The organism is Bradyrhizobium sp. S3.2.6, from assembly GCF_040546885.1.
GTDB lineage: Bacteria > Pseudomonadota > Alphaproteobacteria > Rhizobiales > Xanthobacteraceae > Bradyrhizobium > Bradyrhizobium cytisi.
Map to the genome: position 1 here is coordinate 613,679 of NZ_JBEPOS010000001.1, position 12,313 is coordinate 625,991.

The 12,313-nt window shown below is 65.4% G+C and carries 8 protein-coding genes; 4 read left to right on the forward strand and 4 right to left on the reverse strand.

From position 1 onward, the window contains the following. The first annotated feature begins 322 nt into the window (after positions 1–322). The 3 genes from ABID58_RS02850 to ABID58_RS02860 all read left to right on the forward strand — a co-directional run bounded on the left by ABID58_RS02850 (position 323) and on the right by ABID58_RS02860 (position 6,038). Positions 323–1,540 carry an efflux RND transporter periplasmic adaptor subunit gene (locus tag ABID58_RS02850; RefSeq protein ID WP_354031453.1) on the forward strand — a complete coding sequence of 406 codons (1,218 nt, stop codon included), beginning with the start codon at positions 323–325 and terminating at the stop codon, positions 1,538–1,540. Continuing rightward, positions 1,537–4,701: an efflux RND transporter permease subunit gene (locus tag ABID58_RS02855; RefSeq protein ID WP_354031454.1), complete on the forward strand. Its 3,165-nt coding sequence runs from the start codon at positions 1,537–1,539 to the stop codon at positions 4,699–4,701. Before ABID58_RS02850 ends, ABID58_RS02855 begins: the two co-directional genes overlap by 4 nt. Positions 4,702–4,847: 146 nt before the next feature. Beyond that, positions 4,848–6,038, forward strand: coding sequence for an ABC transporter substrate-binding protein (locus ABID58_RS02860; RefSeq protein WP_354031455.1), 1,191 nt, complete (start codon positions 4,848–4,850; stop codon positions 6,036–6,038). Positions 6,039–6,198: 160 nt separating this feature from the next. Here the strand turns inward: ABID58_RS02860 and ABID58_RS02865 are convergent, their stop codons facing one another. Genes ABID58_RS02865 through ABID58_RS02880 form a run of 4 tightly spaced genes read right to left on the reverse strand, consistent with a single transcriptional unit; the run spans position 6,199 to position 10,800 of the window. Beyond that, positions 6,199–6,588 carry an MAPEG family protein gene (locus tag ABID58_RS02865; RefSeq protein WP_148751048.1) on the reverse strand — a complete coding sequence of 130 codons (390 nt, stop codon included), beginning with the start codon at positions 6,586–6,588 and terminating at the stop codon, positions 6,199–6,201. Positions 6,589–6,615: 27 nt separating this feature from the next. Next, entirely contained in the window at positions 6,616–7,698 is a 1,083-nt protein-coding gene (locus tag ABID58_RS02870; protein WP_354031456.1) for a lipocalin-like domain-containing protein, read from the reverse strand. Continuing rightward, the gene (locus tag ABID58_RS02875) at positions 7,688–10,150 is read right to left on the reverse strand and encodes an FtsX-like permease family protein (RefSeq protein WP_354031457.1); all 2,463 of its coding nucleotides are present in this window, start codon (positions 10,148–10,150) and stop codon (positions 7,688–7,690) included. Before ABID58_RS02875 ends, ABID58_RS02870 begins: the two co-directional genes overlap by 11 nt. Beyond that, entirely contained in the window at positions 10,147–10,800 is a 654-nt protein-coding gene (locus ABID58_RS02880) for an ABC transporter ATP-binding protein (RefSeq protein WP_148751045.1), read from the reverse strand. The genes ABID58_RS02875 and ABID58_RS02880 overlap by 4 nt, the downstream gene beginning before the upstream one ends. Positions 10,801–10,944: 144 nt before the next feature. Here ABID58_RS02880 and ABID58_RS02885 point away from each other — a divergent pair, with 144 nt between their 5' ends. Continuing rightward, positions 10,945–12,282, forward strand: coding sequence for an MFS transporter (locus tag ABID58_RS02885; RefSeq protein WP_148751044.1), 1,338 nt, complete (start codon positions 10,945–10,947; stop codon positions 12,280–12,282). The last annotated feature ends 31 nt before the right edge of the window (positions 12,283–12,313 follow it).

A 12,313-nucleotide genomic window follows, 5' to 3' on the forward strand; every position in this document is an offset into this window, starting at 1 on the left:
CCCTCTCCCCGTTCTTACGGGTTCAGGGCGGGGTGAGGGGCACTATCGGCCGGGCGGGAGACAGTCGGACGCGCGGAGGGTCCCCCTCACCCGGATCGCATCTTGCGATGCGCTCCGGCCTCTCCCCGCAAGCGGGAGAGGCGAAGAAAGATCGCCGCGCGCATCCATCGCGGTCCCTGTCAACCCGTCATCCGGCCAGGGCACCGTGCCGAGCATTGCCCGCGCTTTGGTCTTGAAGAGTTCATGATCGCCACCCATCTTGTGGCGCCCGCGGGTCAGCGAGTACCCTGCAATTTCCGCGGCTTTGATGCGAGGACCTGGGATGACTGGACCGGACGGAAGCGAGCAATCTGTCAAAACGCACGATTTCGTTCAGCCCCGGCCTTATGCCATAGCCGGCCTTCTCGCAGCCGCGTTCGCGCTCAGCGGTTGCGGACAACCGGCCTCGCAAGCGGCCGCGCCGCCACCTCCGCCGGTGACGGTTTCCCAGCCGGTCAAGCGCACCGTCACCGATTGGGACGAGTACACCGGCCGGTTCGAGGCGGTCGAGGAGGTGCAGGTGCGCCCCCGCGTCGGCGGCTTCGTCAACTCCGTCGAGTTCCAGGACGGCGCGATCGTGCATCAGGGCGACCTGCTCTATGTGATCGACCCGCGCCCGTTCGAGGCGGTGGCCGAGCAGGCGGACGGCCAGCTCTCCGACGCCCGCGCCAAGGTGGAGCTCGCCAAGCGCGAGCTCGATCGCGGCCTGAACCTGGTCCAGACCAGCGCGGTGTCCGAGCAGGTCGTCGACCAGCGCCGCCAGGCCCTGCAGGCCGCGCACGCCGCCGAGACTCAGGCCGAGGGCGCGTTGAAGGCGGCCCGGCTTAACATCGAGTTCACCCATGTGACCGCGCCGCTCACCGGCCGCGTCAGCCGCCATCTCGTCAGCCCCGGCAATCTCGTGCAGGGCAGCGACACCGGCACGTCGACGCTCCTGACCTCGATCGTCTCGCTCGACCCGATCTACATCTATTTCGACATGGATGAGACGACCTTCATCAAATACAGCAGGCTCTGGTTCGAAGGCCGCCGTCCGAGCTCGCGCGACACCGCGAACCCGGTGCAGGTGACGCTGGCCGGTGAGACAAAACCGTCGCATGACGGCGCCATCAACTTCCTCGACAACCGCCTCGATGTCTCCACGGGCACGCTGCGCAGCCGCGCCGTGGTCAAGAACACCGATCTGTCGATCCTGCCCGGCCAGTTCGGCCGCGTCCGCCTGATCGGCAGCGCGCCCTATGAGGCGCTGCTGGTTCCCGACGTCGCGGTCGCGACCGACCAGTCGCGTAAGATCGTGTTCGTGGTAAAGCCCGACGACACCGTCGAGGCGCGGCCCGTGGTGCTGGGGCCGCTCGATGACGGCCTGCGCGTGATCCGCGAAGGGTTAAAGGCGGAGGACCGCGTCATCGTCAACGGCATCCAGCGCGCCCGCGTCGGTGCCAAGGTGGCCCCGTCTGCCGCTCAGGCGCCGGCCGGTGCCAAGGCTGGTGACAAGTCATGAACCTTGGCCGTCTCTCCATCAACCAGCCCATCCTGGCGATGGTGCTGTCGATCGTGCTCCTGATCGTCGGCGCGCTCGCCTACTCCACGCTGCCGGTCTCCGAATATCCGCAAGTGGTGCCGCCGACGGTCGTCGTCACCACGCAATATCCGGGCGCCTCGGCGCAAACCGTGTCCGACACGGTTGCCGCGCCGATCGAGCAGCAGATCAACGGCGTCGAGGACATGCTGTATCTCTACAGCCAGGCGACCTCGAACGGCCAGCTCACCATCACCGTGACCTTCAAGCTGGGCACCGATCTCGACAAGGCGCAGGTGCTGGTGCAGAACCGCGTCGCGATCGCGCAGCCGCAGCTGCCGGACGAGGTGCAGCGCAACGGCGTCGTCACCCGCAAGAACTCGCCTGACATTTTGATGGTCGTGTTCATGCTGTCGCCCGACGACACGTTCGACCAGCTCTACATCTCCAACTACGCGCTGCTCCAGGTCCGCGACCAGCTGCTGCGCATCGACGGTGTCGGCGACATCCAGATCTTTGGCGCACGCGACTATTCGATGCGGCTGTGGCTCGATCCTGATCGCATTGCCAATCTCGGCCTTACTTCGACCGAGGTGCTGGCCGCAATCCGTGCGCAGAACGTGCAGATCGCGGGCGGCCAGATCGCGGAGCCGCCGATCGCCGACCGCGCCTTTCAGCCGAACCTCGTTTTCACGGGACGGTTGAAGGACCAGAGGCAGTTCGAGGACATCCTGATCAAGGCCGGCTCCGACGGCCGCACGGTTCGGCTGCGCGACGTCGCCCGCATCGAGCTCGGCGCGCTGGCCTATTCCACCAACAGCTTCCTGCTGCGCAAATCCGCGGTCGCCATGCTGGTGACGCAGCGGCCGGGATCGAACGCGCTCGCGACCGCAAAGAACATCTCCGACACCATGACGAAGCTCAAGGAGAGTTTTCCGAAGGGGCTCGACTACAATATCGGCTACAATCCGACCGAGTTCATCGCGCAGTCCGTCCATGAGCTGATCAAGACCATCTACGAGGCTATGCTGCTCGTGGTGGTCGTCGTGCTGGTTTTCCTGCAAGGATGGCGGCCTGCGATCATCCCGATCATCGCCATTCCAGTGTCGCTGGTCGGCACCTTCGCGGTGATGGCGGCGCTCGGCTTCTCCATCAACAATCTGACGCTGTTTGGTCTCGTGCTCGCCGTCGGCATCGTGGTCGACGACGCCATCGTCGTGGTCGAGAATGTCGAACGCCATCTCGAGCACGGCTTGAGCCGACGCGATGCCGCGCTGAAGACGATGGAGGAGGTCGGCGGCGCGCTGGTCTCGATCGCACTGGTGCTCTGCGCGGTGTTCGTGCCGACGGCGTTCCTGGGCGGCATATCCGGGCAGTTCTTCCAGCAATTCGCTGTGACCATCGCGGTTGCGACCGCGATCTCCTGCTTCTGCTCGCTGACGCTGTCGCCGGCGCTGGCCTCGCAGATTTTGACGCCCCATGAGGAGAAGCGGCCCCCCGCCGCCTGGAATCTGGTCGCGCGCGGCTGGAACGCCTTTACGGGAGCCTTCAACCGCGTGTTCGACCGGTTGGCACACGGCTACGCTGGTGTCGCCAATTTCGTGATCCGGCATTCGGTGGTGATGATCCTGATCTATGTCGTTCTGATCGGCAGCGCAGGATGGCTGATCGGGACCACGTCGCAGGGCTTCATCCCCGCGCAGGACCGCGGCTACGTCATCGTCTCCGTGCAATTGCCGGGCGCGGCGTCGCTGGCGCGGACCACCGAGATCGTGCGCGAGATCGAGCGGATCTCGCTGGATACGCCGGGCATCATCCGCGTTGCCGCCTTCGCCGGCTTCTCCGGCGCGACGCGCACGCAGGCCGGCAATGCGGCAGCGCTGTTTCCGGTGTTCGATGAGCCAGAGGCGCGCATCAAGAAAGGGCTGACGGCGAACGCCATCACGGCGGAGTTGCGCAAGCGTCTCGCCGCGATCCAGGGCGCGTTCATCATCGTCATTCCACCGCCGGCCGTGCCCGGCATCGGTACCGGCGGCGGCTTCACCATCCGCATCCAGGATCGCCAGGGTCGCGGGCCCGAGTTGCTGGCGTCAGCAACCGACGAACTCGTCGCCGCCGCGCGCAAATCGCCCTTGCTCCTAGGCCCCACGGTGTTCTCGCCGTTCTCGGCCAATACGCCGCAGCTGTTCGTCGACATCGACCGCACCAAGGCGCAGAAGCTCGGCGTGCCCATCGCCAACATCAACGACACGATCCAGACCTATTTCGGATCGACCTATGTCAACGACTTCAACCTGTTCGGCCGCACCTATCACGTCACCGCGCAGGCTGATTTCCCGTTCCGCAAAGAGCCTGCCGATCTCTCGCGCCTGCGCACGCGAAATGCCTCCGGCGACATGGTGATGCTCGGCAGCGTGGTCGACTTTAAAGACGTTTCGGGCCCCGACCGCGTCGCGCGCTACAATCTCTACGCGGCGTCCGAGCTGCAGGGCGAGCCGGCGCCGGGCACGAGCTCGACCACCGCGCTCAACGCCATCAAGAAGCTCGCCGACGACACCTTGCCGAGCGGCTTCAGCTTCGAATGGACGGATTTGTCCTATCAGCAGGTCACCGGCGGCAATGCCGGCCTTTACATCTTCCCGATCTGCGTGCTGTTCGTCTATCTCGTGCTCGCCGCGCAATATGGCAGCTGGACCTTGCCGTTTGCGGTGATCCTGATCGTGCCGATGTGCCTGCTCGCTGCCACCATCGGCGTGCGCATCATGGGCCAGGACGTCAACATCCTCACCCAGATCGGCTTCGTCGTGCTGGTGGGATTGGCGGCGAAAAATGCGATCCTGATCGTCGAGTTCGCACGCGATATCGAGCTCGAAGGCAAGCCGCGGCTGGAGGCGGTGATCGAAGCCTGCCGCCTGCGGCTGCGACCGATCCTGATGACGTCGTTCGCGTTCATCCTCGGCGTGCTGCCGCTGGTGATCTCGTCCGGTTCAGGCTCGGAGATGCGTCAGGCCGTCGGCGTCGCCGTCTTCTTCGGCATGATCGGCGTCACGCTGTTCGGGCTGCTGTTCACGCCGATCTTCTATGTGGTGGTGCGGAACCTGGCGGAAGGGCGGAACGACGGGAAGCCGAAGGCAGAGGCCTAAGGCTGCCTCTGCGGCCAAGCGCATCTACGACACCGTTTGTTTGGCGCGCATTTCCCATACTAACGGCCTACGCAAAATCGATGGGCAGCGGCAGTCTTCTTCACTACACTCCGCGCGATTTCAAAAACAATGCTGGGAGTTAACAGATGAAATCAGCACTTTTGGCTGCTGTCGCAACGTCGGCTCTGTTGCTGGCCGCGCCGGCCTCCGCGCAAGGCGTCAAGATCGGAATCCTCAACGATCAGTCCGGCGTCTATGCCGATTACGGCGGAAAATATTCGGTCGAAGCGGCCAAGATGGCGATCGAGGATTTTGGTGGCGAGGTGCTCGGCCAGAAGATCGAGATGGTCACCGCCGATCACCAGAACAAGCCCGACCTCGCCACCTCCATCGCGCGGCGCTGGTACGACGTCGAGAACGTCGACATGATTACGGAGCTGACGACCTCCTCGGTCGCGCTCGCGATCCACGAGCTCTCGAAGGATAAGAAGAAGATCAACATCGTTGTGGGCGCCGCGACCTCGCGTCTCACCGGGGATGCCTGCCAGCCCTACGGCTTCCACTGGGCCTACGACACCCGCGCGCTCGCTGTCGGCACCGGCGGCGCGCTGACGAAAGCCGGCGGTGACACCTGGTTCTTCCTCACCGCGGACTACGCCTTCGGCTATGCGCTGGAGAAGGACACCAGCGAGATCGTCACTGCCAATGGCGGCAAGGTGGTCGGCTCGGTCCGCGTGCCGCTCAACTCCTCGGACTTCTCCTCCTTCCTGCTCCAGGCGCAGAGCTCGAAGGCGAAGATCGTTGGCCTTGCCAATGCCGGCCTCGACACCACCAATTCGATCAAGCAGGCGGCCGAGTTCGGCATCGTCTCCGGCGGCCAGAAGCTCGCCGGCCTCTTGATGACGATCAGCGAAGTCAACGGGCTCGGCTTGCAGGCGGCCCAGGGCCTCGTTCTCACCGAAGGCTTCTATTGGGATCATGACGACCAGACCCGCGCCTTCTCCGAACGCTTCTTCAAGCGCACCGGGAGGATGCCGAGCATGATCCACGCCGGCACCTATTCGGCGACGCTGAGCTATCTCAAGGCGGTGAAGGCCGCCGGCACCAAGGACACTGAAGCCGTCGCCAAGAAGCTGAAGGAGTTGCCGGTCGATGACGCCTTCGCCAAGGGCAAGGTGCTCGAGAACGGCCGCATGGTCCACGACATGTATCTGTTCGAGGTCAAGAAGCCGTCGGAATCGAAGAAGCCGTGGGATTACTACAAGGAACTCGCGACCGTCCCCGGCGACAAGGCGTTCTTCACCGCCAAGGAAAGCGGCTGCCCGCTGACGAAGTGAGGGGGCTTGTGTCCCGGACGCGCTGCAACGCGTAGCGTTGCTGCGCAGAGCCGGGACCCATGCTTCTCCAGGTTTTGCAGCCGGATTGGGTCCCGGTTCAGCGGCGCAGCGTTACACGCTGCACCGCGCCCGGGACACGAGCGCGTGTGATGCCGCGCTTTCACGAGACCAACCTTAGCACCACCGCGCCCAGCGCCCCCGCCCACAGCGCGATGGCGGCGGTGCCCTGGATCGCAAAGCCCGGGCCGCGCTTGGCGGCGGCCTGCGAATAGCCGACGAAATAGACGATGCGGCCGATGATCCAGACCGCGCCGATGCCTGCCGCAATCGCGTCGCTGATATAGATCGCGAACAACCAGAGCGACGGCAGGAAAATCGGCATCCATTCCAGCGTGTTCATCTGGATACGGAAAGCGCGCTCGAAATCGGGATGGCCCGACATCGCCGGCACCTTGATGCCCGTCTTGGTGCGCGACCGCGAGACGTTCATGCAAGTGAAGAAGAAAAACAGGATCGCCAGCAGCGTGACGAGGGCGGTGAGGTGATACATCGCAAATCCTTTTGAACAAGTCGCGGTTCAATAGCCGGTCAGCTCGAGATAGCCAACACCGGCATGCGTGCCGGTAAAGCTGATCGGTCCCTCCCAATAGGAGAAGCCGGTCCCCATCCATGCTCGGGGATTGAGCGGCTTACAGGCAATCGAGAAGGATCGTGACGGGATCGCGATCTGCCACTCGACCGGCAGCTTGCGCCCCGCGACATCGACGGTCGCTTTCGGAGTCATCTGGATGTCGCCACCCGCAATCATCTGCGTGCGGCCGTCGGCACCGATCCAGTTGCCGAACGGATAATCCTTGCCGTCCTTCTGGCGCAGCCGGTACAGCATCAGCTTGTCGCCGGAGGAAAGATGCAGCGACAGCCAGTCCCAGCCGGTCTGATCGGTGTCGAGCGGCTGGCTGCTCCATTCCCGGTCCATCCAGGCCTGGCCGGATACTTCGACCGGCTTGTCGTCGATGGTGAGGGTGCCGCGCGCACGGTAGAACGGCTGGCTGTAATAGTACGATGCTTGCCCACGCTCGGACTTGCGGCTGTATCCGCCGTCGCCTTGCAAGACGACCGCGCGATCCGCCTCAAGCGTGAGCGCGTAGCTGAAGTCGGTGCCGGATGCTTTCAGCGTCACCGGCGAGAGGCTGCGATCGTCGGTGCGCTCGGATCCCCTCATCTCCCAATCGTCGATCCATGCTGTAAACGGCTTTGCGTCGACGCCGGCTTGACCGATGCCGCCGCGCGAAAACAGCTCGTTGAAGCGGTGCGTGTCGGCGTGCGTCACCGCGGCGTGCGCCATCCAGATCTGCTGATTGGCCCAGCCTTCGCCTCGCGGCCCCGGCTTTGCGGCCTGGCGAAACAGCGTCCATTGCAGCCCGCAAGCAGCGCCATTGCTGTCGACCAGATTCGCCGTCAGATACCACCACTCGATGCGAAACGCCGGATGTGGCCCGTGATCGGCGGGGAACGTGAAGATTTTTCCGGGCGTGACTTTCGCAAAGCCGTCGGCGCTCTCGCCGAGCCCGGCATAGCCTTGCGCGCCGGCGCGTCGCGCGAGGGCGAGCGTGGCGATGCCGCCGGCAAAGGCGCGCCGCGAGAGTTTGTCAGCGCTCATTGGCGAACACCTTGACGAGGCTTGCCGGCTGCATCCGCGCCAGCCGCAACACCGGCAGCAGTGCGGCCAGCAGCGAGGCGATCAGTGCGACCGTGACCAGCTCGACCAGTTGCAGCGGAAACACATGGAACGGCAGCCGCCAGCCGAATGCCTTCACATTCACGATCGCGATCAGGCACCACGCCACCAGGAGCCCGAGCGGCACGGCCAGCAGCGACGTGAACAGCGCAACCGACAGCGTCTTGGTCAGCTCGATCGCGGCGAGGCGCGGCCGGGTGATGCCGATCGCCCAGAGCGGCGCGAGCTGCGGCAGACGGGAGTTCGCCAGCGTCAGCAGGCTGGTCAGCAGCGCGATGCCGGCGACGCCGAGCGTGAAGGCATTCAGCGCCGACGTCACCGCAAAGGTGCGCTTGAAGATGCGGATCGATTCGGCCTTCACCGTCGCCTGGTCGGCCACGGCGCGGTCGTCGAGCGCGAACTGTTTCTGCAGTGCTGCGATCAAGCCGGGAATCCTGTCCCGCGGCACAATAAGCCCGATCCGCGTCTGCGGCGTTTGCGGAAACTGCCGGATCAGCGCCGCGACATTCACCGCGAGCTGTCCCTTGGGATTGCCGTAATCGGCATAGATGCCGACGATGTCGAGCTCCCAGGTCCCGCCCGGCGCCGGCACCTCGATGACATCGCCGACGCGGACGTTCAAGCGGCGGCCGAGCTGCTCGCTGATGAAGGCGGCATTGCCCGGCACCAGTTGCGTCCAGGCGCGCGGCGCGTTCTCCAGCAGCGGCCAGCGCTCGCGATAGAGCGCGTGATCGGGCAGGCCGAGCAGCTCCACCGGCTGTCCCTGAACCTGCGTCTCCGCGCGCCCGCCCGGCAGGATCGCCTGAACCTCGCTGCGGTCCTTCAGCCAGTTGCGGATCGCCGTGCCTTGCGCATTGTCGGCGGCGCTGATGTAGACGTCGGCGGCGAGCCGTCCATCGAGCCAGCCGACAAAGGTGCGGCTGAACGTCTCCACCATGGTGGATACCCCGACGTTGACGGCGAGCGCAAGCAGCAGCGCCATCAGCGCCAGCGACAATCCGGACAGCTGCTGCCGGCTGTCCGCCCAGAACCACAGCGCCAACGGCCCGCGCGCAAAATGCTGGCCGGCGAGCAGGAGTATCTCGAGGAAGGCCGGCAGGATCAGCGCCGCGCCGAACATCAAGGCTGCCAGCACGCCAAAGCCCGCGATCAGCGATTGCCCGTAATGAAGCAGCAACAGCGCGACCGCGAGCACGGCGCAGGCCGCAACGCTTTGCAGGATCAGCCAGCGCCGCTGCCGCTGCTGCCAGGCGTACGGCTGCGCGGTCGCCAGCACCGGCATCCTGACAGCCTTGATCAGGCTGGTCGCGGCCGCCACAAGCGCGCCCGCGACGCTGATGCCGATCCCGGCGAGCCACCATTCAGGCTTTAACGTGAGCTGCCCCGGAATTTGCGCGCCATAGAGCCCGCGCAGTGACGCCGCCACGTCGGGCAGCAGCGCGGCCGCGATGAAGTAGCCGCAGACGAGCCCGATCAGGCCGGCGACCAGCGCCAGCGCCACCAGCTCGACCACCAGCACCGTATTAACCAGCCGCGCCGAGGCGCCGCAGGCCCGCAAGGTCCGCAGCATCGGCAGCCGCTGCTCGAAGGCGAGGCCCACGGCCGAGTTGACGATGAAGAGGCCGACGAAGAACGACAGCAAGCCGAAGGCGGTGAGGTTGAGATGGAAGCTGTCGGTCAGCCGTTCCAGCTCGGTCTCCGCGGTCGGCTCGACCCGCTGCAATTGATCGCCGACGACGCTTGCGAGCTGCGCCGGCTTGCCCTTCGCCTCGCCGATCAGCAGGCGCGACAGCTGATCGGGTTTGTTCAGGAGCCGCTGCGCAACGCCGATGTCGACTACCAGCACGTCGGGCACGAGCTGCGGCTGCACGTGTAGTGGCGGCAGCTTTGCGCCGCTGCTGATCGAGGGCGTCGCGCCGTCTTGCTCGTGCAGATCGTTCAGCGTCTCCTGCGCGACCAGCGTCTGGCCGGGCGCGGCAACGAAACTGCTGAGATCCGCCGCCCCGAGGCGCGGCGCGTTGCCGACGTCAGCCGGCAGCGTCACCGGCTCGATGCCGAGCAGCCGCATCGCGCGTCCATTGATTTGAACCCGGCCTTCCAGCACCGGCGAAACCGGCCAGCCCGCGCGCCGGAGTTTTATGAACAGGTCTTGCGGGAAGGTCGCCGCGTTGGACGCGACCAGCGTGGCCGTGCGCACGCCGCCAAACGTCGCGGCCGCGCGGTCATAGGCGCTGCGGGCCTGCTGGTTGATCGCCTGCACGCCGCTCCACAACGCAGTCGCCGCGATCAGCCCGATCAGAAGCGTCGCAAACTGCATCCTGTGCCGACGCCAATGGCTGAGCAGCACCCCGAGCACCCACAGCGCGCGTCTCATGCGATCCGCCCCGCATGGAGGACGACGTGACGGTCGAGCGTGCCGGCCAGATGCAGGCTGTGCGTCACCATCAGGAAACCGCAGCCGGTGCGCGTGACGAGATCGCGCGTCAGCGCCAGGACGTCGTCGGCGGTGTCTTCATCCAGGTTGCCGGTCGGCTCATCCGCGAGCAGCAGCAGTGGTTTTGTCGCCAGGGCCCGGCCGATCGCAACCCGCTGCTGCTGGCCGCCCGACAATTGCTCGGGATAGCGCTTGAGCAGGCCGCCGAGGCCGAGCCGCTCGACCAGCTCCCTGGTCCAGGCGGCATCATGCCGGCCGGCGATGCGCGCCTGGAAGGCGAGATTGTCTGCGACCGAGAGACTCGGGATCAGATTGTACTGCTGAAAAACCAGGCCGACCTTGTCGCGCCGCAAGCCGGCGCGGCCGGCGTCCGACAACTTGGTGACCTCGGTGTCCTCCAGCCGGATCGAGCCGCCATCGGCGGCATCCAGCCCGGCGATCAGGTGCAGCAGCGTGCTCTTGCCGCTGCCGGATTCGCCGGTCAGCGCGACGCGCTCGCCGGCCTTCAGGTCGAGATCGACGCCACGCAGCACATGGACCGGCTCGGCGGCCGAGGCGAAGGTTTTGGAGAGGTTTCGGATGCTCAGCAAGATCAATGCGCCGGACGGAATTAGCTCAATGCTGCGTAGCACACTTGCCGTGGAAATGCCGGGGTTGCGTTGCCGTTCAAGCCGTTGTTAGCTCCCGAGACGGTCAAATCAAAAGTACCGACAAAAAGACATACGGGGAGAACGATGAGCGCTCAGGGAACGCCCATAGCGGCAAGCAAGACCACGGGGACGGCTGCGGAAACGCCAAAGGGCGCCTGGACGGTCACATTCCTCCTGTTTCTGTTCATGCTGGTGAACTTCGCCGACAAGATCGTCGTCGGCCTCGCCGGCGTTCCGATCATGACCGATTTGAAGCTCGAGCCGGAGCAGTTCGGCTTTCTCGGCTCGTCGTTCTTCTTCCTGTTCTCGATCTCGGCCATCGTGGTCGGCTTCATCGTCAACAAGGTGGCGACGCGCTGGGTGCTGCTGACGCTCGCCGTGATCTGGGCGCTGGCGCAGTTTCCGATGGTCGGCACCGTTTCCTTCACCACGCTCTTGATCTGCCGCATCGTGCTCGGCGCCGGCGAAGGTCCGGCGGCTTCAGTGGCGATGCACGCCATCTACAAATGGTTCCCCGACGAGAAGCGCACGCTGCCGACCGCGATCCTGACGCAGGGCTCGGCCTTCGGCGTCATCCTCGCCGTGCCGATGCTGAATTGGATCATTGTCAACCATTCCTGGCACTATGCCTTCGGCGCGCTCGGCGTGGTCGGCCTGATCTGGGTTTGCGCCTGGCTCACCTTCGGCAAGGAAGGTCCGCTCGAGAACACACAGGTCCTCGCGGCCACAGAGACGAAAATTCCCTACGTCCAGCTGCTCACCTCGCGCACTTTCATCGGCTGCGTGGCCGCGACCTTCGGCGCCTATTGGGCGCTGTCGCTGGGCCTCACCTGGTTCACGTCCTTCATCGTCAAGGGGCTTGGCTTCTCGCAATCGGACGCCGGCTGGATATCGATCCTGCCCTGGGTGTTCGGCGCCACCGTCGTCATCCTGACCGGCTGGATCTCGCAGGTGATGATGGCGCGCGGCTACACGACTCGTGTCTCCCGCGGCGTGCTCGGCTCGGTGCCGCTGATCATCGGCGGCCTGATCCTGGCGGCGATGCCGTACGCCCCGGGTGTGGGGCTGAAGATCGCGATGCTTGTGGTCGGCCCTGGGCTCTGCGGCGCGATCTACGTCGTCTGCCCGCCGATGCTCGGTGAATTCACGCCGGCTTCGCAGCGCGGCGCGATCCTCGCGATCTACGGCGCGCTCTACACGCTCTCGGGCATCATCGCGCCGAACGTGATGGGCACCGTGATCCAGCGCGCCGGCAGCATGGTCGACGGCTACATGACCGGCTTCACCATCAACGCCGTGATCATGGTCGGCTCCGGCCTGCTCGGCTTGCTCTTGCTCTGGCCGAACACGGAGCGCGCGAGGCTGACGCGCGGTGCGACTCCGCAGGCCGCTGAACCGAAGGGCGTGGTGTCGCTGACGTAAGGGGGCAGTTAGAAGCCGGCCAGAACAAGAC